Genomic DNA, 21,360 nt, shown 5'->3' with positions numbered 1-21,360 from the left:
GTCTAGGAACACTGCTGATACGGGGACTGATATGCCGGCACGAAAGGTTGAGGTAGAAAATGCATTACGCGATGCGATGCATAGCTCTGTAGCTTTTCTCGACGAACTGAGACAGCAGTACATGGCGGACAGGAATATCCCGAAGCCGGCGGTGTTCTCTAGCGCCGCTGCCCTGCAGGACGATGGTCTGCCTGTCATCGAGCTCATCGCCCAGATGTTTTCTGATGGTCAGCCATTCGGGGAAATCGCAACGTTTGCGATTCCGGTGCTCCGCCACTGCCAACGCGTTGCGCCTGACACATTGATTCGGTTGCTCAACATCGTCGGCGCTAACGATTCCAGACATCCCATGCTTCTCGGTGGTGAAGTTCAGTCGATACTGTCGCACGACGTCAAGCTGGGTTATACCTGCCTGGAACGCGTGCTCAACGGGTCTGACGTTCAGACAGGTACAGCTACCGTACTTGCCATCGCCATCGCCCAGGTGGAAAAGCAACGGTGCGTCCCGTATTTTCTTGCACTCGCCCAAAAGGACAGGGAACACTGTTTTACGGCCGCTTTGTACGCACTGGCCTCGCTCGACGGCAAGTACCTCGCGCAATCTGGTTGTCTGGCGGGCCTGCGGGCGCTGTTCGAGGTTGCGAAGAATGAAGAGCGCTGGTCAGAGGTGGGATTCAATTTTCTCTGTCGCCTTGCATCCTTTGACTCGAGCTCATTGGGGGAACTCCGCGCATGCGTTCAGGCCGGCAACGTACAAGCTTTTCACGCCGCCATTCGCTGGTTACGTTTCAAGAGTTCGGACACGTTCACACCGGATATCGTTGAATTGCTGTTGGAGCTGACGCACTTTTCCGTCCGGAACGCGGAATACCTCAGCGAAGTCCAGAGCAATCTTGCAACGTACCTGTACAGCGCCGGGCACCGTCCCATCGCATATGAGATGCTGAACATCGTTGCGGGCCACATTGGCTGGGATTTCGGTCACGCACGGTCTGGTCCATCGTACGCTATCGTTGCCGACGAGCAGGTCCTGTCGACAGTCGCAGCGAAATGGCTCCTTCAGGATGTATTCCTGAAGGAGGCCCTGCAGTCTTTACTCACGCTTGGAGTTCCGCACGGTCAGACAGTAAGGGCTGATGTTGCTGCATTCCGGAATGCTTCGCCGGCTGCACGACGTCGCGCCGTTCACCGGCTTCTTGGGGTATCGAACAGTGGGACGCTGGTCGCCGGTTACCTGCTTGAGCTTGCACTCGATGACGGTAACCAGTCATGGGCGCACGAAGCCTTTCTGGAGATTGTCGGCAACTACCTCAGCGCCGAATATCCAGGCGAGATACGCGATTTCCTGAAGGTAGCCACGCAGCGCTTGCCGCGAGGCAAATTTCGAACCGCGACAAAAGAGGTGCTCAAGAACGTACTCGACTGGGGAGAAGTCCTGCAGCGCCTTCCAGTGTTACCAGAACTCACGCCGACGCGCGAGCGCTGGATGACACTGCGCCTCGCGGGACAGAGACGCGACGCCGAAATCTCCAGGAGGGTCGAGGAGAAGTCGGTGATGGCGCAGCTGGTATCGCGCGCGTATATCAAGCAGGGTCGACGATTCGCTGTTCGCATGCCTGACGGCAGTACCACCGTGACAGAAATGAAGACGGTGTCTGTCGAATTCGAACTGCCCAGCTCGGAAGTTCTCAATCCCCTGGAAGCGCTTCTTTCGCGTACCGCATACGTCTCAGGTGGAAGCAAATGAGTTTGGATATTCTGGTTGAGGAATACCTCAGCACGATGAAAGAGGATGGCGAGCTCGACAAGTTCCTGCCGATTCTGTTGACTGCGATGGGACATGTCGTGCTGTCTTCACCGCAGAAGGGCGCGCGTCAGAGCGGAGGGGACCTGGTTACCGTCGGCCGGGACGATGACGGCGGGGTGAAAAAGGTCTTTGTCTGGGTAATCAAGTGCGGCGATATCGACCGCGCGGCCTGGAATTCGGGTGAGCAGTCAGTTCGTCCTACCCTGGATAGTGTTGTCGACGTCTATCTTTCGGCGAACCTGAGCCCTTCCAGACAGCACTTGCCCAAGAAGGTCTGCATTGTTACCAACGGAGAATTCAGGCAAACCGTTCAGCAGGAAATCACCGGATACCTGCGTGCATATCAGCAACGGAATCTGGTTGAGACCGGGGAAGTCAACGGCGCGATGCTTGCGGACTGGACAGGCAAACACATGCTGGATGAGCGCGTGCTTCCCGATGCGCTGCGCAGTCTGATGCGAAGAGCGCTTTCAAATGTAGACACACCGGAAGCTTCGATTGAGCACGCACGACAGCTTGTTTGCCGCCTCCTGCAATCCGCGCGCACTGCGACCGGGAGCCACAGGACGCAACAGAGGAAGGTGACGGGGTATCTTCGTGCAATTGCTCTGTTTAATGCCATTCTGTTTGGTTGGGCACGCCAGGCGAACAACCTGGAGGGCGCGTATGTTACTGCTGAATTTACACTTCTTGCTGCATGGGCCTTTGTCCACCAGGATGAATGGAAAGATAAAGCGTGGATTCGACCGCTGTTCACGCAGTTCCTCGCACATTACCTCGTCGTGGTGTCTGCGTATCACGCGAAGCTCGAGCCTTACTACCGGACGCAGGGCGCATTTGGCATCGCGCTACGAGACAGTTCCCTGGTTGCGGAGCGCGTCTTCGAGGAAATCGGCCGGCTGGGAGCGTCGAGTGTGATGCTAACGCTGATGGCCGACGTACCGAACGGCACGCTGCTGTCAATGGCTGGAGATGACCTGGCCAGCAAGCTTGTGGCACTTCTGCAAACGCACACGGTCGCCACTGTTCCGTGCTACGACCGCAACGCGATTGACATCTCCTGCGGCATGGCTGCGCTGGTTATGACCCGGCGAGCGGAATTGGCCAGGGAGTGGCTACATGGGCTCGTACACAGGCTGGTGAACGCGCTGCAGAGTCGCATATACGCGCCGCTCAGCAGCGATTCTTTCGACGACCTTGTGGCAATCAGGCATGGTCAGCTGGCAATGCGTGATGACCTGTTACACATCACCACGCTGGTACCGACGCTCGCCTTCTGGTGTTACGAGCTTGATTGCGTGGAGGAGTACAAAGTGCTTCGGGAGCAGGCGCTTCCGCGCTTTAACGGTACAACGCTGAACGTGTGGTTCGCCGACAAGGATTACGAAAGTCTGCTGGACTCGCCGGAGCGGCTGGCGCAAAGCGGGTTTGGTGCATCGATTCATCTTCCGGACTCGATGAGCGACCTGCCGTCTGTGCTGCCCGGACATACCGGCGACATGCTTCTACTGGGCGATTTCGAGGCGTTTCGGTTCAACCTGGGGGGGATAGCTTTTCTTGCCAGTCGTCACTGGAAACTGCAGTTACCGCATGACATCCCATTCGCACTGGCAAACGCCGTCACGCATTCCCGGCCAACGCCCAGCGACTTCGTGACCTGAAGGTCTGCTCCATGATTCAAGGTTCGGTCGGCAAAACGCGGTCTGTCGAGAACCATAGGCGCGGTCTTTGCGTCCTGCGGGCAAGCCATTGCGCGTAAGGCGGGGGAAAAACGACGCCTTCGAAGTCAATCTGCGCAACAAAGCGCTGGACGTGCGCTGCAATGAAGCCGTCGCCATAGTCAATGGCGCTGCTCAGCTGACGAAAGATGTCGCGGTCGGCGTCGCGCGGCAGTCGCCGGCCGCTGATGAACTCACCCAGGCCCGCAGGCCACGTCCCATTGTTGACCTGCGCATCCCGCACACGGTCCTCGTGCTGATGGCGAAAACTGTGGTTTCCAAACCCGCTTCCAAAGCCGAGGCGGTCGCGGACATGTCGCAGGAACGCTTCTTCATATGAGCGCCCCCACAGCGGGGCCTTGCCGCCAGGTTCCGGCACTGCGGAGGGAAAAAGGGGCGTGCCCGGCAGATGCCGTGCCTGCATCTCGCGGATGAAATCGCCGAGACCCAGTTCGAGGAGCTTTGGATGGACCGGAAGGGTCCGACCGACGGCGGCGTTTTTCAGCGTTCGAGGCGGCAGTTTTCGGGTGACCTCGTTATCCGGCAGCGCGGTCTGGAACGTCATGAGCAGGACATCGCCTGTAAAGGTGAAATCCGAGTCGACGAGCTGGACGACCTCGCGCACCCGCACGCCGTGGCAGGTGGAAATGAGCGGGCCCCAGTAGCGACCGGCCAGGTCCGATGACATTTTTCCGGTCCAGTGTGTGGCATCCGGGTCGTACCAGTCCGACGCAAAGACCGTGTTGACCTGCTCGACCGTGAACGGCTTCCGGGGCTTCTTCCGCGCCTTCTCCTCCTGCTTCGAGATTTTCGGCGTGGTCTCGAGGTGATTCATGGGATTGTCCGCGTGCATGTGACCCTGTGTGCGCGCGAGCGCGAACATCTCGCGCAGGGTTCGCTGCACAAAGCCATCGACATATCCTTGTGACCAGGGTTGGTCTTTGGTGTGAAGGCGGTCTTCGAGAAACCGATAGATATCGCTTGCGCTCAATTCCTCAAGCGGCACATCGCCGATGAACTGAATGAGGCGTTTCCAGACCGACACGCTTTTCGAGACTGACTTCGGGACGACGACACCCTTGCGATGTGCTTCGTACGGGAGAATCATCTCGGACAGCGTCGCGCCGGGCAGGTCGGGCTGCGGAAACGGGGCGTCTTCGCCCTGGTTGCGAAGTGCGATGACCGCCTGTGCTGTTTTGTCCGCCTTGGCGAGTTGCCGGACCAGCTCGGGAAATAGCGGGTCGTCCGGCCGAACGATGAAACCGACCGTTTCCACGAAGTCCAGAAGCCCGTTGACCGCGTTCTCCCATGCGCTTCCGGCTTGCCCTTGCGCCAGCACGCTGCGCATTTCCCGGTCCGAGAACTGGCAGAATGCTTCGACCTCTTCCAGAAGAGCGTCATCCATGCCCGAGTCTTCGCGCTCGAACCGCTCCGTCAGTTTCCATGCCGCGAGACGGGCGGCGGCCAGCCGCCTGACGGCGTCGGTCGTCAGGATGAGTTCTTCGGCGTCCGTCTCGTAACGTTGCCGCGCGTCGGACAGTTGCAGCCAGCTGGCCCGCAGTTCAGCCTCGATGCGAGCGCCCTCAGCGAGCGCTTTCACGCGGTCGGCGGTGCGCGTGCTGCGTCGGACACGGTCGGTGCCGGCGACGTCCTGCAATGAGGCCGGGACAAAAATGTCGACGTACCAGTTGCGGCTGCGGCCGCCGGGATGGGGGATAAGAGTGACCGACACGGAGGCGTCTTTTTTTCGTTGAGTGGCACACATTACCGGCACACCTGATATCCTTAACCTGTTGAAGGGAAAGGATTATACGAAAAATCAACGTCCTGGGAGGATGTGGCGGAGGCGGTGAGATTCGAACTCACGGAAAGATTGCTCCTTCGCCGGTTTTCAAGACCGGTGCCTTAAACCACTCGGCCACACCTCCAAGCCGCGAATTGTAACCCGAAAAATCTTCGCCGCGGCGTTCAGTCGATTGGCAATCACTGCGGATCTTTAAGAAACAGCGCTTGCAAATCGTTAAGAAACGCCTGGCCAAGCGGCGTCGGCGCAATCTTTTCGTGGTCGCGCGTAATCAGCTTGCGCCGTTCGGCCTCCTGCAATGCCGGTTCGATCGAAGTCATCGACAGCCCCGTGCGCTCGACGAACCGATGCACCGGAAAGCCTTCCACCAGTCGCAGCGCGTTCAGCATGAATTCGAATGGCAGGTCGCGCGGTCCGACTTCGTGCTCTTCCTGCACCGCCGTGCCGGCCAATGCCCGCTCGATGAAGGTAGTCGGATGTTTGTAGCGCGCCTGGCGCAGCACGCGATTTGGAAACGACAGCTTCGTATGCGCGCCTGCGCCGATGCCGAGATAGTCGCCGAAGCGCCAGTAGTTCAGATTGTGCCTGCTCTGCCGATGCGGCTGCGCATACGCCGACACCTCGTAGCGCGTGTAGCCGGCCGCCGTCGTGCGCTCGTGAATCCAGTCCTGCATGTCGGCGGACGCATCGTCGTCGGGCAACGCGGGCGGGAATTTCGCAAACAGCGTGTTCGGTTCGAGCGTCAGGTGATACAGCGACAGATGCGGCGGAGTGAACGACAACGCCGTCTCCACATCGGCCTGGCATTCGGCCAGCGTCTGACGCGGCAGCGCGAACATCAGGTCGAGGTTGAAGTTGCCGAACGTGGTGGCGGCGACTTCGACCGCGTGGCGCGCTTGCGCTGCGTCGTGAATCCGGCCGAGCGCCTGCAGATGTGCTTCATTGAAACTCTGGATGCCCACCGACAACCGGTTCACGCCGCTCGCGCGAAACTGCGCGAACTTGTCGGCTTCGAACGTGCCGGGGTTGGCTTCGAGCGTGATCTCGGCGTCGGCGTCGAGCGGCAGCAGCGCGCGTATGTCCGACAGCATGCGGTCGAGTCCAGCCGCTGACAACAGGCTGGGCGTGCCGCCGCCGATGAACACCGTATGCACCTGGCGGCCCCAGATCAACGGCAACGCCATCTCGAGATCGGCACGCAATGCGTCGAGATAGTCGTTCTCGGGGAACGCGTCGCCTTTCCACTCGTGCGAGTTGAAGTCGCAATACGGACACTTGCGCACGCACCACGGAAAATGCACGTACAGCGCCAAAGGCGGCAGCGACGTCAGGCGAATGCTGCCCGGCGACGTGAACGCCTTGATGACGCCGCTGCCAATTTCGGCAGGCGCGGGCTTGATCGGAATCACGCTTCCTCCGTCAGGCGCGCGAGCAGTTGCCGCAGCGCGATCGCACGATGACTGCTGGCGTTTTTCACCGCCGGCTCCAGTTCCGCGGCGCTCGCGTTCAGCGACGGCAAAAAGAAGTACGGGTCGTAGCCGAATCCATGTGCGCCACGCGGCGCGTCGAGGATTTCGCCATGCCAGCGGCCTTCGGCGATCAGCGGTTCGGGATCGTCCGCATGACGCACAAGGGCCAGCACACAGTAGTAATAGCCGCGTCGATCGCTTTCGCCTTGCAGCGCGGCAACGAGGCGTGCGTTATTCGCCGCGTCGCTCTTCTCGCCGCCGGCGAGTTGCGCGTAGCGCGCCGAATACACGCCGGGCGCGCCGCGCAACGCGCGCACGCACAGGCCGGAGTCGTCGGCGAGCGCGGGCAGGCCGGTGAGTTTTGCCGCATGGCGCGCCTTGGTCAGCGCGTTTTCGACGAAAGTCGGATGCGGCTCTTGCGCCTCGGGCACGTTCAGCTCGCCTTGCGCAATCAGCTCGATGCCGGCGGCGCCGAGCAGCGCCGCGAACTCGCGCAGCTTGCCCGCGTTGTTCGACGCCAGCACCACTTTTGTCAACGGCGTCTTCAACGATGCATTCAACGGCGCGCTTGCGCCGTTGCCTTCACGAACCTCATTCACTTTTTTGCTCCAGCGCTGCTTTCTGTTTCGCGATCAGCGTGTTGATGCCGTCGCTTGCCAGATCGAGCAGCGCGTTCATTTCGTCGCGCGAGAAGGGCACGCCCTCGGCGGTGCCCTGGACTTCGACGAAGCCGCCCGCGCCCGTCATGACCACGTTCATGTCGGTGTCGCATTGCGAGTCCTCGTCGTAGTCGAGGTCGAGCACCGGCAGGCCGTCGTACACGCCGACCGAGATCGCGGCGACGTAGTCGTTGATCGGCGAGGTTTCGATGCGGCCGGTGGCGAGCAGCTTCGCCACCGCGTCGTGCGCGGCCACGAACGCGCCGGTGATGCTGGCCGTGCGCGTGCCGCCGTCGGCCTGGATCACGTCGCAATCGATGTGCAGCGTGCGCGCGCCGAGCTTCTCGAGATCGAACACCGAGCGCAGCGCGCGGCCGATCAGCCGCTGGATTTCCTGGGTGCGGCCGGTCTGCTTGCCGCGCGCCGCTTCGCGGTCGCTGCGGGTATGCGTGGCGCGCGGCAGCATCCCGTATTCGGCGGTGAGCCAGCCCTGACCGCGGTCGCGCAGAAACGACGGCACGCTCTCGGCGATGCTCGCGGTGCAGATGACTTTGGTGTCGCCGAATTCGACCAGCACCGAGCCCTCCGCGTGCTTCGTATAGTGGCGCGTGATGCGCACGTCGCGCAGCTGATTGGCCTGGCGGCCGCTGGGGCGTTGGGTGTCGTTGATCATTTGGGGTTGGTGTGGAAGAAATGCGGAGGGAAAGCGCGATTTTACCGCCGATCGGGTAGGGCGGTCACTCGCACGCCTTGCCATTGAACGGCCGGGTCGACCACGAGTGGCAATGCAACGCGGACGCTTCGCGCTGAATGACGATCCGCGATACTGGGCAACTGCGCGCTTGCCCGCATCCACGCTCGCTGCCGGCGGATGTCGCCGCCAAAAATGGGATAATGCCGGTTCCCCGCCCCGCGTCTCGTACACGCCGGGCGATCTGCCTCTCAGGCCAGCGTCCAACGCATGGCCGCAATCGCGAGAAATACGATGATCTACAGCATGACTGGCTATGCGAGCGCCACGCGCGAACTCGTGGCGGCATCAGGCACCGGTGGTGTGAGTGTGTCGGTGGAACTGCGCACGGTGAACTCGCGCTTTCTCGATCTGAACTTCCGTATGCCGGAAGACGTGCGCGTCTGCGAACCGACGCTGCGCGAAATGCTGGTGAACAAGCTGTCGCGCGGCAAGGTGGATATCCGCATCAACCTGCAGCGCAGCGAGCAGTCCGCCAATGCGGGCGCGATCAGTCGCGACGCGCTGACCCAGCTCGCGCTGCTCGAGCGCACGGTGCTGTCCACGTTCCCGGAAGCGGGGCGTCTGCGCACCGGCGAAATTTTGCGCTGGCCGGGCGTGCTGGCCGAAAGCGGCGTGGCGCCGGAAGCACTGCGTGACGCGGTGCTCGCGTGCGGCAAGCAGGCGATCGCCGACCTGATCGACGTGCGTGCCCGCGAAGGCGCGCAACTCGCCACGATGCTGCTCGCCAACGTCACCGAGATGGAAGCGATCGTCACGAAGATCACGCCGCTCGTGCCGGAACTGATTGCCAAACATCAACAGAAGATCGTCGAACGTTTGCAGGAAGCGCTCGGCATCGCCGCGCCGGATACGGCCGCGACCATCGTCTCGCGCGAAGAGATCAACGAACGGATTCGCCAGGAAGTGACGATGTACGGCATCCGTATCGACATCGCCGAAGAACTGTCGCGCCTCACGGCTCACCTGAACGAAACGCGTCACGTGATCGAGAAGGGCGGCAAGGTCGGCAAGCGGCTCGACTTCATGATGCAGGAACTGAACCGCGAAGCGAACACGCTCGGCTCGAAGGCGGCCGCGAAGGAACTGGCGGATTCGTCGATGACCCTGAAACTGCTCATCGAACAGATGCGCGAGCAAGTGCAGAATCTGGAATAAGGCGGGAGCACCCTCAACATGATCGATCACAAACGCGAAACCGGCGCACCGCGCAACCCTTACGCCGGTGCTTATCCCGGCAATCTGTTCATGGTCGTCGCGCCTTCGGGGGCGGGCAAGTCGACGCTCGTGAACGCGCTGCTCGCTGGCGATGACGCGATCCGTCTGTCGATCTCGTACACGACGCGCCCGCCGCGCCCGAAGGAACAGGACGGCGAGCACTATCACTTCACCAGCGTCGACGACTTCATGCAGCGTCACGACCAGGGCGAGTTTCTGGAAAGCGCGGAAGTGCATGGCAACTACTACGGCACGTCGCGCGTGTGGATCGAGGAGCAGATGAAGAGCGGCCATGACGTGCTGCTCGAAATCGATTGGCAGGGCGCGCAGCAGGTGAAGAAGCAGTTTGACAACGCGGTCGAGATTTTCATCTTGCCGCCTTCGCTCGAAGCGCTCGAAGAGCGTCTGAAAAAGCGCGGCCAGGACGAGCCGAACGTGATCACGCGCCGCCTGCTGGCGGCCGGCAGCGAGATGGCGCACGCGGCCGAAGCGGAGTACGTCGTGATCAACGAGAACTTCGATCGCGCGCTCAGCGAACTGCAGTGCCTCGTCGCCGCCACGCGCTCGCGCTTCGCGTCGCAGTACGCCCGTCACACGCAGCTTTTCGTGCAGCTCGGCATTCACCTACCGCACGCGTGAGCGCGGCGTTGTGCCGAGCACATAAGGTAGAATAAGCAACATACTGAGAAGGAACCCAACATGGCCCGCATTACCGTCGAAGACTGCCTCAAACAGATCCCGAACCGTTTCGAACTCGCGCTTGCCGCAACCTATCGCGCGCGTCAGCTCGCTCAAGGCCACACGCCGAAGATCGAAAGCCGCGATAAGCCTACCGTCGTCGCACTGCGCGAAATCGCAGCCGGCCAGGTCGGCGTCGAAATGCTGAAGAAGGTGCCGGTTTAAGGCGCACTGTTCCGTTTTCGATTTGCCACGTGATTTGCCACGTATTTGCCACACCTGATTGCATCAACGTGTAGACCGGCGTCCAACCCTGAACCGCTACGGAGGCGACCATGAGTGCTACCCCGCCCACCGCCACGGAAGTGGACCACGACGCCGACTCGCCCTCGTCTGCACGGAAGTACATCGACGCGGTCCTCGAACAGTCGTTCCGCCATCTGTTCGGACCGACCGCCACGCCGGAGCAGCCGCGCCGGCACGACGTAGTCTCCATCGCCAAATTGACGTCCGTCTTGTCCGGCTATCTGCAGCCGGACGAGATCAAGGACATCAAGGCCGCCTTCCATTTCAGCGACGAAGCCCACCTTGGCCAGTACCGCCAGAGTGGCGAGCCTTACATTACGCATCCGGTCGCCGTCGCGGAAATCTGCGCAGGCTGGAATCTCGACGCCCAGGCCATTATGGCGGCGCTGCTGCATGACGTGATGGAAGACCAAGGCGTGACCAAGGCCGAACTCGCCGAGCGTTTCGGCGCGAAGGTCGCGGAACTGGTCGATGGTTTGTCGAAGTTGGACAAGATGGAATTCCGCAATCGCGAAGAGGCGCAGGCGGAAAACTTCCGCAAGATGCTGCTCGCGATGGCGCGCGACGTCCGCGTGATTCTGGTCAAGCTCGCCGACCGGCTGCACAACATGCGCACGCTCGGCGCGGTGCCCCCGGAAAAACGCCGTCGCGTGGCGCGCGAGACGCTGGATATCTATGCGCCCATCGCGCACCGGCTCGGCCTGAACAATACCTATCGCGAGCTGCAGGACCTGAGCTTCGCAAATTTCAATCCGCACCGGTACGCCACTCTCGAAAAAGCCGTCAAGGCGGCGCGCGGCAACCGGCGCGAAGTCGTCGGCAAGATTCTGGAGTCGGTGCAGCGCGGCATTGCCGACGCGAAGATCGACGCCGAAGTCACCGGCCGCGAAAAGACCATCTTCAGCATCTACAAGAAGATGCGCGACAAGCAGTTGTCGTTCTCGCAGGTGCTCGACGTGTATGGCTTTCGCGTGGTGGTCGAGAGCGCGCTGGAGTGCTACACCTGCATCGGCGCGCTGCACGCGTTGTATAAGCCTGTGCCGGGCAAGTTCAAGGACTACATCGCAATCCCGAAGGTGAACGGCTATCAATCGCTGCACACCACGCTAGTCGGCCCGTTCGGTGCGCCGATCGAGTTTCAGGTCCGCACGCGCAAGATGCACGAGATCGCCGAAGCGGGCGTGGCCGCGCACTGGCTGTACAAGAACGGCAGCGCGGACCTGAACGATGTGCAAATGCGCGCGCACCAGTGGCTGAAGTCGCTGCTCGACATTCAGAGCGAAGCAGGCGACTCGAGCGAGTTCCTCGAACACGTCAAGATCGATTTGTTCCCGGATGCGGTCTATGTCTTTACGCCGAAGTCGAAGATCATGGCGCTGCCGCGCGGCGCCACCGCCCTCGACTTCGCGTACTCGATCCACAGCGACCTGGGCAATCAGTGCGTCGCCGTGAAGATCAACAATGAATTGCTGCCGCTGCGGACCGAGTTGAAGAGCGGCGATATCGTCGAAGTGATCACTGCGCCGTACTCGAAGCCCAATCCGGCGTGGCTGGGTTTCGTGCGCAGCGGCAAGGCGCGTTCCGCGATCCGCCATTATCTGAAGACGATGCGTCTGAACGAATCCGTGCAGCTCGGCGAGCGGCTGGTGGACCAGGCGTTGAAGGGTTATGGACTGGCGCTGTCGGATGTGACGCCGGAAGCGTGGGAAAAGCTCGTGCAGTGGACGGGCAACAAGAACCGTCAGGAAATTTTCGCGGACATCGGCCTCGGCCGGCGTGTCGCGGCGGTCATGGCCAAGCGTATCGAAGTGCTGATGAGCGGCCGCGACGCCGACGACGACGGCTCGCGCTCCGAGTCCGGTTCGACGCCGCATGCGCCGCCGGTGGTCATCACGGGCACCGAAGGCATGTCGGTGCAACTGTCCGCCTGCTGCCGTCCGATTCCGGGCGACGACATCATGGGCTATATCGGCATCGGCCTCGGCATGGCCATCCACACCACCGATTGCCGCGTCGCGCAGCGAATCCATCGCCGCGATCCGGGCCGCTGGATCGACGTCGCGTGGGCGCCGCAGCCGGGTCGTCTGTTCGACGTCGCGGTCAAGGTGCTGGTCAAGAATACCAAGGGCGTGTTTGCCCGCGTGGCGGCCGACATCACGTCAGCGGATGCGAACATCGTCCACATCGCGATGGACGAAGACCTGTCGCAGGAATCCACGGTCCTGCGCTTCGTGATCCAGGTCAGCGATCGCGTCCATCTGGCCAACGTCATGCGCCGGGTGCGCACGAACCCGGACGTCATGCGCATTGCGCGCGAACGGCCGAGCGAAGAAGGGCATCACCGTCACGAAGGCGGCATGCGAATCGATCGCGAGCGCGCGGACTACTGATCGGCGCTGATTGTACGGCTCAGAATTTGCGTCGGCGAGTTCGGAGAACCCTGCCGTCATTTGCTCAAAGCTGAACATGCGGCCGGCAGGCGAGTCTCATCCGAGTCTCAGTCGAATCTCAGGGAGAACGCTGATGAACGTAGCCGACCTCGACGGCGTGGCGCTCGATTATTGGGTGGCCCGCAGCCTGCACGACTTCGTGCGCGAAATCTATTTCACTGACAGCGGAGAAACCGTCTCGATTCGCGGTAACGCCCGCGGTCGTCCTTGGGATGGGCGATTCACGCCCGCCATCTCTTGGGAAGCGGCCGCCGAGGTGCTGGAGCGCATACAGCGGCTGGAGGTGCGTGAACGCACCGATGCGGGCACGACACACTGTGTCGCCGAGTTTCAGGGCGGCCATCGGACAGGGGAAGGTCGGGGAGACTCGTTGCGCGTCGCGCTGCTGCGGGCCTTCGTCGCAAGCCACTTCGGCGATAGCGTGGACGAAGTGCTGCGCGAGCCGCAGGCATTGACCGGCGCGCGGGCCGCCGTGATCGGCGAGCAAACGGCGGGAGGCGTGGTCGAGGACGTGCCGATCCCGGATGGGCGGATCGGGGATATTCAGTCGCCACCGCGATAACGGGTGATGTCACCGAAGGGTTGAGGCGCTTTGCGCAAAAAGCGCCGGACAAAAACCAAAGGGCCTTCCGATTGGAAGGCCCTTCATAGGTGGTGCGGCTGGCAGGATTCGAACCCACGACCCCTTGGTTCGTAGCCAAGTACTCTATCCAACTGAGCTACAGCCGCACGCTTAAACGGATGATGCCTACTGCAATGAAACCGGGTAAAACGTGAGAGCTTCCCAGAGGGAAGCCCTCGAATAATTGGTGCGGCTGGCAGGATTCGAACCCACGACCCCTTGGTTCGTAGCCAAGTACTCTATCCAACTGAGCTACAGCCGCACACAGAAACGAGATTATAGCCAAAGGATTTGGAAAAGGGAAGCGTGTAAAGCGATTTGTCTGATGCGCCGGATCGTGTACCCTTGAGAGGCAGTTCCTTGCTGCAGTTACTGGACCATCATGAACAAGGCCTTTGTCAAAGAGTCGGGTGAAGAGAACGACGACGACCTCGACGTCGCCCAGCCGGAAGTCCCCGCGGGTACCAAAAACTACATCACGCCCGCCGGCTACCGGCGCATGCGCGATGAACTGCTGAATCTGATCGATGTCGAGCGGCCCGAAGTGGTTAGGCTGGTGTCGTGGGCGGCGTCGAACGGCGATCGCTCGGAAAATGGCGACTACATCTATGGCAAGCGCCGCTTGCGTGAGATCGACCGGCGAATCCGCTTTCTCACCAAGCGTCTCGACCTCGCTGAAGTCGTCGATAGCAGCAAACAGGAGAACATCGATCAGGTTTTCTTCGGCGCGACCGTCGAATATGCGACGGAAGATGGCGAGGTGCATACGGTGACGATCGTCGGCATCGACGAAGTCGATCTGGATATCGGTCACGTGAGCTGGATTTCGCCGGTTGCGCGCGCGCTGCTCAAAGCGAAAATCGGCGATACGGTCACGTTGTATACCCCTGTCGGCCCACAGCCGATCGATATACTCGACGTCAAATACCCGGCGCCCGATACGGGCGGCTAGGCGCGCGATACGGAACGATCAACGTGAGCGCTTGCTTCTGTCAACAGCCTGCGCCTCAGATCGAGCTTGCCGTTGGGTTTCCTGTTCAGATCTCTCGACACGATCGGCGTGGCATAAAAAAAGGCGCCGCGAACGGCGCCCTTCGATACTACGAGTACAGCGCAGCTTTGAATGCTTAGAAGCGGTGACGCAGACCTGCGGTCACAGCGACCTGCTTGTTGTTGCTCGATGCTGCGCCAAGGCCATTGATGCTGGCGTCGACGATCGCGCCTTCGTTGGCTTCCTGATATACACCTTGCAGGTACACGTCGGTACGCTTGGACAATGCATACGCGGTTTGCAGGTTGAACTGGTTCCAATGCACATGCGAGCTGGACAGGTTCGCGCGGGTGTACGTGTAGGCGCCGGCGATGCTGATGGCCGGCGTCAGAGCGTAACGGGCATTGGCTTCGAAGTTCTGGAACTGAGCGCTGTTGGTCGGGAAGGCGATGCCGCCCACGACGCCCGACGAACCTTGGCTGATGCCAGCGAGGCCGTGCAGGTTCGTTTGCGAGTACACGAGACCGACTGTTGCCGGGCCGAACGCGTAGTTCGCACCTGCACCCCACGTTTGCTGACGGGCAGCGAAGAAGGTGTTGTCGCCCGAAACAGCGCCGCCCGAGTTGAACGCAGCGGCGGCGCTGTTCGCGCCATTGCTGTTCAACTGCATGTAAGCAGCGGCCACATTCAAGCCGCCCCAGTTGTACGACGCGCCCGCACTGTAAGCACGGTTGTTGGCGAAGCCGGCAGCCTGGTTCGAGAAGCCGTACAACGCGCCGAACTTGAAGCCGCCGTAGTTCGCGCTCTGGAACTTGACCGAGTTGTTGACACGGAACGAGTTGTTCAGGTTGTCGTTGTCGAACGGGTGTGCGAACTGCGTGCCGCCGTATTGCGTGCCGGTCAGCGCCAGCGGGCCGACGTAATCGACCATGCTGTCATATTGACGACCGAGGGTTACCGCGCCGAACTGCTCGCTCGACAGACCGACGAAAGCCTGCCGGCCGAACAGACGGCTATTCTGCTTGAGCGTACCGTCATTAATGCCGAAGCCGTTTTCCAACGTGAAGATAGCCTTCAACCCGCCGCCCAGATCTTCCGCGCCACGCAGGCCGAACCGGCTGCCGTTTACCGAGCCGCTCGTCATCTGCCAGTTGCTATGACCGTGCTGATTGTTGGTGTAAGTAATGCCGGCGTCGATCAGGCCATACAGCGTCACGCTGCTTTGCGCATGCGCAGCGGTTGCAAAAACGCCCGTGAGGGCCGCGACCAAAACTGTCTTCTTCATTTTGTAACTCCGAGAGCGAGAGGAATATTTAAAACCCTGGCTTGGGAGACCTTCACGCGGGACGCTGCGAGAGGCGGGATCCGTGTGAGAAGCGCGCTGAGCAAAAACGCGCGCTGGTTTCCGGTTAGGCAGAGTGTAGAGAGACAGTCCGCGGAGTGGGCGTTCCGATTTTCGCAATAAAGTATTACGCTTTCGGAAACGATGGGCCAGCACCCTGTGAGCCTTATGAATAAAGGCTCTGGGGTTTATTAAGAGACTGAGAGAAGGGCTTGATTAAATTTGCGTTGCTGATTTGCGACAGTAAACGATGCAAAAAAACAACGAGGAAGTAGCAAGACGAGGTTTGTTGTTGTTGCCGCAATAAGTGATTGTTAATTGTGTAAATAATAGAAACGGATTGAGCCGCTATACTTGAATTTCTGCTTTCCGAAGCAGACTTTTTCGTTGTCGAAAAAGATCTCCAAACCTTTGTCGGCGCGACCTCCCCGTCGCGCTTTTTTTTCGTGCTGAACGGCGATCCGCTGGGTTGCTAGTGCGCGGGCGCTGCGTCATCCACATCATTCCAATCGGGCGTCGCCGACACGCTCCAGTCTTCCATCACGTAATGGCGAGCATCCATGGGGCACGAAAGCAGATTTTGCCAATGATCCCCGTGCCACATCACATCGAACCCTAAAGAGTCGGCTGTAGGCGGCACGCGAGGCTCGGAAGCGGCCTTTGTGTGCGAATGGGTGAGCCGCAGGACGAGGCGACGGATTTCGTTGAGCAACATGACAACCTCCTGATACGCATTCTCACCACTGGTTTCGATCATGCGGCCGTGAATGCGCGGCAACAACTCGGACAAACACTTACGAAAAACAGATTCTGTTACATTCATTCAAGACTGTCTGCTGAAAAAATTCCCTCCTTTGGGCGTGTTGCGGCACTGCTTAAGTAATATTGACCTATTACTTTCTTCTGTAGTTAATAAATAAATGTACAAGGAAACGGCGTTCGTGTTTTGGGCAGACGCGCTGGGCGTATACGAAAAATTTTCTTGACGACAATTCTTCGCTCCCCGTATAACAGCAAGGTTGAATTCCAACTGCCGTTTCTGGCCACGAGATAGCAGTGTTATTCAACGTGAGGGCCAATGCCCCTTCTGAATAAACCATCGAGGGAAACTGAAAAATGGAAACTGGTGTCGTCAAATGGTTCAACGATGCTAAAGGTTTTGGCTTCATCACTTCGGATTCCGGTGGCGACGATCTGTTTGCCCACTTTTCGGAGATTCGCGCGGAAGGCTTCAAGTCGCTGAAGGAAAAGCAGCGCGTCTCCTTCGACGTGAAAGCGGGCCCGAAGGGCAAGCAGGAGGCGAACATTCAACCGCTGTAAGCCTGCAGCGCGCCGCCGGCCGCTTGTGGCAAAAAGCCCTCGTCTGAATGCGAGGGCTTTTTTGTTGCCCCTGGCAAGTTTTTCCTCGGTGGGATATCGATTAACTACATGGTTAAAATAAATTAGTTGAAACGACAGAGGGTTGGCCGAATTCTCTGTCGATTCAAATTGGCGCGGCCCAAAAAAATACAATGCGTCTGGCCTGTGCTCGAATTCGCGGCTCGCGCGGAAAATACGTTCCGCGGGCGGCAACCCAGCCGGGCTTATGTGATGCGATTCGGGTGCGCGGCGGTCATCTGGTGCATACTTGCCGCAAAGCCACACGTCCAAAGTAATCTCTTTCCATGTCTGAACAGTTTTTGTCGGAACCGGCCCTGGATGTCCCGATCGTTTTCGTCGACCTCGAAACCACCGGCGGTTCCACCAGCGAGCACCGCATTACCGAGGTCGGCGTCGTCGAAGTAGGGCCGGGCGGCGTGTCGCGCTGGAGTAGTCTGATCGACCCGCAGCAGCCGATTCCGTCGTTCATCCAGCAACTCACCGGGATCACGAACGCCATGGTGCGCGGGGCGCCGACTTTTGACGCGATCGCGCCGGCGTTGTTCGAGCGGCTGAACGGCAAACTGTTCGTCGCGCACAACGCCAGTTTCGACCGTGGCTTTCTGCGCGGCGAGTTCCGCGGGGCCGGTATCGCGTTCGATCCAGATGTGCTGTGCACGGTGCGTCTGTCGCGCGCGTTGTTTCCGGCTGAGAAGCGTCACGGGCTCGATGCGCTGGTCGAACGTCACGCGCTCGTGCCTTCCGAGCGCCATCGCGCGCTCGCCGACGCCGATCTGATCTGGCAGTTCTGGCAGCGCCTGCATGGCCTCGTGCCGCTCGACGTGCTGCGCACGCAGATCGAGCGCACCACGCGCCGCTACCGGCTCGCTGGTGATATCACGGAAGATCTGCTCGATTCCGCGCCAGCCGGTTGCGGCGTCTATGCCTTTTATGGCGAAAGTGATTTGCCGCTATACGTCGGACGAAGCGTGCGCGTGCGTCAGCGCTTACGCTCGCATCTGACCGGCGAGCGCCGCTCATCGAAGGATATGCGGCTTGCGCAGCAGGTGCGGCGGGTCGAGTGGCGCGCGACCGGGGGCGAACTGGGCGCGATGTTGGCCGAAGCGCAGTGGATCGCGACGTTGCGCCCCGGTCATAATCGCGTGCCCCGGGTCACCAAGAGCGATCCGGCGGACGCCCCTTGGCCGTTCGAGGGGCCGGTCGTCTTCGAGGAGCGAGAGGAGGCATCGCAGGCGCAGGCTTTTCACGTGGTCGACCGTTGGCGTTACGTCGGACACGCGGCCTCGCTTGCGCAGGCGGCCGAGTTGTATGCGTCCAGCGTCGTGGGGCCGTTCGAGCTGTCGACTTATCGCCTCCTGCAAAGTCACCTTGCACGCGGCCTGCGCGTACTGCCGTTGAACGTATCGAAGGACACACCTGTGTCGAGTCTCGCTTGATGGGCGTCGTGCGCGAGGCTTGAGTCGTTCATCCGCGGCTGAAAGCAGGTACGGGCTGTCAGCCGCCCGCGTTCTATTGCATCGGACTGATCAACCGGTCGCACCCACGCCGCCCGTTTCGCACACGTGACCCAGCGCGCGAGTCAGCGCGCTCGAGCGGGTCGAGTCATAACGGGTCAGCGATTTCCAATTGGCAAGCGATTGCGCGACGCGCGACGGACAGTCATCCGCCGTGCGCAGTGGTTGCACGCGCGCAAGACCGGCCACGAGCGATTGCGTCAGCCGGTCGAGCTGAGGCCGGGTGCTGGTTGCGAGGTCGGGCGCGGGCCCTTGCGGCGGCTGCGTGCTGCGCCAGGTGGCGAACAGCGCGTTTTGCACGTCCTTGCTCGCATCGATCTGATCCCGGAAGAAGGCGCGGGCGAAAGCCGGGTCCACGTTCGCGGCCGCAGCGCGCTTTTCCACCTCGGCCAGTAGCGCGTTCTCGCGCGGTGTATCGGTAATCGCCTGGTGATTGGCCCACTTCCAGCGCGCAACCGGCTCGGCAAGGGCGAGGCGCTGCGAAACCAGCGAGATCAGATTGGTGAGCGCCGTGTCGTCGCCATCGGCGACGGCGGGGGCGGGGACGAGTGCGAGCCACGCGGCTAACGCGAGTGCGCATGACGCGCCAAGGCGATACGAACGATTCATGGGAAGTGAGCGTCGCCGGGCGGCCGCTGAGGAAAAACCAGAAGAATAAATGATGCCCCAGCCAGAAGGGCGGTGTCTCGCGCTAATCAAGGGCCTCGCCCGACAGATTTTGGTGGTCCGTGCTAAAGAGACGGGCGCACGCAAACACGCCGTGCCGTGTACGCAAGCGCGCGGATGGAATCAGACGAACTAATCCTGCGTCATCCAGCGATCGAATCGCGAATAACGGGCCGCATGCACGTGTCATGCATCGCCGTGCGCATTACGCACGCGGGTCCATGCTGCGTCGCGCCACCGCACAATTACTTCGAATCGCACGACTTGCGTTGTTCGTCGAAAAAGGCGCGAACGTGTTCAGGTAGCTCGGCACCCAGAAACTCGACGCCAGCGGGTTCCGGATCCGGGCAGAAAACCTTATCCGGGGTCGGAATCTTCGTTGGTTTGGCATCCATGATCTTTCTCCTTTGCGAACTGATTATCTGCCTCGGTCCCCGTTTGGCACAGTGTCTAATGCGCGTCTCGCGTTCTCTGTTGCTTTAACGGCACAAGCCAACACTTGAACAGAGTGTTTGAATAAAATTTATTGTCTGCAGCTGCACACCGTTTTGCCCCGGCGCTGCGGATCAAATCGGTTCCGCCTTTTCGTCATTCCATTCCTGCCTTGTCCCACCTGCGCTTGGCCCGTCCGGCGCATCCTGCTTTTATCAAACGCTTAATCCATTTCTGATTTTAATGAATCCTTGGGATATTTGTGCGCTGCCGCACGGAAAGCACTCCCTGAAATGTGAATGAACGTTCGTTAATTACCTGGTCGTTCAGAATGTACTCGCCGCGGCTAATGTTCTCTAAACGATCGATTTCACAATTTCGTTGACGGACAAGAGCGTGTTTTAAAAAAGTTTTTCGCGAATCGACGAATCAGCTTATCGCCGACAGCTTGCAGTCGAAAATGTCACGGCGGGTTTGAACTCGGCGCCAAGCCATGTGCCGATCGTGATTTCGTCATCGCAGCAATTGCCGCCCATGCTTGCATCAGTTATCTGATGCGTGTCGTGCGATTGCGTACGGACGCGTGAGAGCCGGCGCGGAGGATATCAGGTGTCGCCAATCGAAGAGTGCTCTATGGAAAACGCTGTCTACTGGAACGGTCGTCAGGTCGGAATCGAATGCGCGGGCAGGATCTCGTGGTTCACGTCTGCACCGTACGAAGCGATCGATGCCTACGGCGCGCCCCGGGCGGAGCAGCCGGCTGTCGACGATTCCGTCGTGGCCCGCAATCTCGTCATGATGCCGTCATACGACCGCTCGGGCTTTCATGGTTGAGCGGGGCCGACGCCTGCTCAGTAGTTGAGCGTGGTTGCCGATGTAGGTGAGGCGCGACCCATTTGTCTGAGGATCGATCCATCGGCATCAGAGAACAAAAGCCCAGTCCAACGGACTGGGCTCAGCTGCTGACAAAGTACCCCTGCAAATATGCGCTGCGCAGTCGGCGCTTACTGGAAAGCGCGCGTGACCCCATGCGCATGCGCGCCTCCACGCATCGACAGGTGAATGCAAGGCACGCCGACCACTGCAGGTGCATCAATGCGCCACCCGGCACCGGACCAACCACCGAGCCGATCCGGCCGACGCCGAGACCTCCAGCCAATGCCCGTTGACCGTAGTGCCGTCGGGTAGTAAGTCGCGGCAAGCGCATTGTTGTCTTCGAGGTGGAGGGCTCTTCACCAGAGCCTCACCGCGTGACATTCAAACGAAAACACTCCGAAGTATGGGCATTCTGCACCTGCACGGCCGGACAGAATGGGCTGTATTGCAAGCACCGTATGCACCTGTTACAGGGCGTCGTGGATGGCATGGTAGCCGACGACCTGGAGAAATTGAGTGTTCTCGCGGGTGGGCTTCGGGATTCCCGAGTCATGAAGAGCTTGGCGTAAAGATCTATCGCCGCTTCACTGACCTGGCCACACGGTGGGAGAAACACTCGACGGCCAAACTGCTGCAATCGGAACTTGTCCAGCTTCTCAAGACCGGTAAAGCAGGGA

At 60.4% G+C, this 21,360-nt stretch carries 20 protein-coding genes, 3 tRNA genes and 1 pseudogene; 12 read left to right on the top strand and 12 right to left on the bottom strand.

The features are described 5' to 3' along the window. Both PQR02_RS35825 and PQR02_RS35820 read left to right on the top strand, forming a co-directional pair. The coding region (locus tag PQR02_RS35825; protein ID WP_408242618.1) for a hypothetical protein at positions 1-1,747 on the top strand (1,747 nt) is incomplete at its 5' end. Further along, the gene (locus PQR02_RS35820) at positions 1,744-3,468 is read left to right on the top strand and encodes a hypothetical protein (protein WP_408242617.1); all 1,725 of its coding nucleotides are present in this window, start codon (positions 1,744-1,746) and stop codon (positions 3,466-3,468) included. The genes PQR02_RS35825 and PQR02_RS35820, both read left to right, overlap by 4 nt. 16 nt (positions 3,469-3,484) lie before the next feature. Here PQR02_RS35820 and PQR02_RS35815 read toward each other — a convergent pair whose 3' ends face one another. The 5 genes from PQR02_RS35815 to rph form a co-directional block, all read right to left on the bottom strand. Further along, positions 3,485-5,290: a DUF6538 domain-containing protein gene (locus PQR02_RS35815; protein WP_408242616.1), complete on the bottom strand. Its 1,806-nt coding sequence runs from the start codon at positions 5,288-5,290 to the stop codon at positions 3,485-3,487. 73 nt (positions 5,291-5,363) lie between these two features. Further along, positions 5,364-5,453, bottom strand: a tRNA-Ser gene (locus tag PQR02_RS35810). A 55-nt stretch (positions 5,454-5,508) separates the two neighbouring features. Further along, positions 5,509-6,738: a radical SAM family heme chaperone HemW gene (hemW, locus tag PQR02_RS35805; protein ID WP_408242615.1), complete on the bottom strand. Its 1,230-nt coding sequence runs from the start codon at positions 6,736-6,738 to the stop codon at positions 5,509-5,511. Next, complete coding sequence (gene rdgB, locus PQR02_RS35800; RefSeq protein ID WP_408242614.1) at positions 6,735-7,397, bottom strand: RdgB/HAM1 family non-canonical purine NTP pyrophosphatase; 663 nt, start codon at positions 7,395-7,397, stop codon at positions 6,735-6,737. Before rdgB ends, hemW begins: the two co-directional genes overlap by 4 nt. Next, the gene (gene rph, locus PQR02_RS35795) at positions 7,390-8,130 is read right to left on the bottom strand and encodes a ribonuclease PH (protein WP_408242613.1); all 741 of its coding nucleotides are present in this window, start codon (positions 8,128-8,130) and stop codon (positions 7,390-7,392) included. Before rph ends, rdgB begins: the two co-directional genes overlap by 8 nt. 312 nt (positions 8,131-8,442) lie before the next feature. On the opposite strand from rph, the gene PQR02_RS35790 reads away from it, so the two are divergent. The 5 genes from PQR02_RS35790 to PQR02_RS35770 all read left to right on the top strand — a co-directional run bounded on the left by PQR02_RS35790 (position 8,443) and on the right by PQR02_RS35770 (position 13,422). Next, the gene (locus tag PQR02_RS35790; protein ID WP_408242612.1) at positions 8,443-9,366 is read left to right on the top strand and encodes a YicC/YloC family endoribonuclease; all 924 of its coding nucleotides are present in this window, start codon (positions 8,443-8,445) and stop codon (positions 9,364-9,366) included. An 18-nt stretch (positions 9,367-9,384) separates the two neighbouring features. Continuing rightward, on the top strand, positions 9,385-10,065 hold the full coding sequence (gene gmk / locus PQR02_RS35785) for a guanylate kinase (protein ID WP_408242611.1): 681 nt from the start codon (positions 9,385-9,387) through the stop codon (positions 10,063-10,065). Between the two features lie 60 nt (positions 10,066-10,125). Next, entirely contained in the window at positions 10,126-10,329 is a 204-nt protein-coding gene (gene rpoZ, locus PQR02_RS35780; protein WP_006025620.1) for a DNA-directed RNA polymerase subunit omega, read from the top strand. 110 nt (positions 10,330-10,439) lie between these two features. Then, positions 10,440-12,800 carry a RelA/SpoT family protein gene (locus PQR02_RS35775; protein WP_408242610.1) on the top strand — a complete coding sequence of 787 codons (2,361 nt, stop codon included), beginning with the start codon at positions 10,440-10,442 and terminating at the stop codon, positions 12,798-12,800. A 133-nt stretch (positions 12,801-12,933) separates the two neighbouring features. Next, a complete protein-coding gene (locus PQR02_RS35770; protein ID WP_408242609.1) occupies positions 12,934-13,422 on the top strand; it encodes a phage protein NinX family protein in 489 nt (162 codons plus the stop codon). Positions 13,423-13,512: 90 nt separating this feature from the next. Here PQR02_RS35770 and PQR02_RS35765 read toward each other — a convergent pair. After that, positions 13,513-13,589, bottom strand: a tRNA-Arg gene (locus PQR02_RS35765). A gap of 78 nt (positions 13,590-13,667) precedes the next feature. Continuing rightward, a tRNA-Arg gene (locus tag PQR02_RS35760) sits at positions 13,668-13,744 on the bottom strand. A gap of 120 nt (positions 13,745-13,864) precedes the next feature. Here PQR02_RS35760 and greB point away from each other — a divergent pair. Then, a complete protein-coding gene (greB, locus tag PQR02_RS35755; RefSeq protein WP_408242608.1) occupies positions 13,865-14,434 on the top strand; it encodes a transcription elongation factor GreB in 570 nt (189 codons plus the stop codon). Between the two features lie 175 nt (positions 14,435-14,609). On the opposite strand, the gene PQR02_RS35750 is transcribed toward greB, so the two are convergent. Next, a complete protein-coding gene (locus tag PQR02_RS35750) occupies positions 14,610-15,758 on the bottom strand; it encodes a porin (protein WP_408242607.1) in 1,149 nt (382 codons plus the stop codon). A gap of 529 nt (positions 15,759-16,287) precedes the next feature. Further along, positions 16,288-16,638, bottom strand: coding sequence for a hypothetical protein (locus PQR02_RS35745; protein WP_408242606.1), 351 nt, complete (start codon positions 16,636-16,638; stop codon positions 16,288-16,290). 293 nt (positions 16,639-16,931) lie between these two features. Between PQR02_RS35745 and PQR02_RS35740 the strand changes: the two genes are divergently transcribed. Both PQR02_RS35740 and PQR02_RS35735 read left to right on the top strand, forming a co-directional pair. Then, a complete protein-coding gene (locus PQR02_RS35740) occupies positions 16,932-17,135 on the top strand; it encodes a cold-shock protein (protein ID WP_408242605.1) in 204 nt (67 codons plus the stop codon). A 344-nt stretch (positions 17,136-17,479) separates the two neighbouring features. Then, a complete protein-coding gene (locus tag PQR02_RS35735; protein WP_408242604.1) occupies positions 17,480-18,631 on the top strand; it encodes an exonuclease domain-containing protein in 1,152 nt (383 codons plus the stop codon). A 90-nt stretch (positions 18,632-18,721) separates the two neighbouring features. Here PQR02_RS35735 and PQR02_RS35730 read toward each other — a convergent pair whose 3' ends face one another. Together PQR02_RS35730 and PQR02_RS35725 are read right to left on the bottom strand one after the other, a co-directional pair. Continuing rightward, complete coding sequence (locus PQR02_RS35730) at positions 18,722-19,318, bottom strand: chorismate mutase (RefSeq protein WP_408242603.1); 597 nt, start codon at positions 19,316-19,318, stop codon at positions 18,722-18,724. A 302-nt stretch (positions 19,319-19,620) separates the two neighbouring features. Then, positions 19,621-19,770 carry a hypothetical protein gene (locus tag PQR02_RS35725; RefSeq protein WP_042321669.1) on the bottom strand — a complete coding sequence of 50 codons (150 nt, stop codon included), beginning with the start codon at positions 19,768-19,770 and terminating at the stop codon, positions 19,621-19,623. Positions 19,771-20,440: 670 nt separating this feature from the next. Here PQR02_RS35725 and PQR02_RS35720 point away from each other — a divergent pair. Beyond that, the gene (locus tag PQR02_RS35720) at positions 20,441-20,641 is read left to right on the top strand and encodes a hypothetical protein (RefSeq protein WP_408242602.1); all 201 of its coding nucleotides are present in this window, start codon (positions 20,441-20,443) and stop codon (positions 20,639-20,641) included. Positions 20,642-20,762: 121 nt separating this feature from the next. On the opposite strand, the pseudogene PQR02_RS35715 reads toward PQR02_RS35720, so the two are convergent. Next, positions 20,763-21,015, bottom strand: a pseudogene (locus tag PQR02_RS35715) (aromatic acid/H+ symport family MFS transporter); the annotation flags it as partial. Between the two features lie 12 nt (positions 21,016-21,027). Between PQR02_RS35715 and PQR02_RS35710 the strand changes: the two are divergent. Then, positions 21,028-21,252 (top strand): SWIM zinc finger family protein, encoded by a 225-nt coding sequence (locus tag PQR02_RS35710; RefSeq protein ID WP_408242601.1) that lies wholly within the window; start codon positions 21,028-21,030, stop codon positions 21,250-21,252. Positions 21,253-21,360: the final 108 nt, after the last annotated feature.

Origin of the sequence: Paraburkholderia sediminicola (genome assembly GCF_046026895.1) — a bacterium.
GTDB classification, from domain to species: domain Bacteria; phylum Pseudomonadota; class Gammaproteobacteria; order Burkholderiales; family Burkholderiaceae; genus Paraburkholderia; species Paraburkholderia sediminicola_C.
Note: the sequence above shows the minus strand (reverse complement) of the source record. Positions and strands in the feature narration are given on the sequence as shown.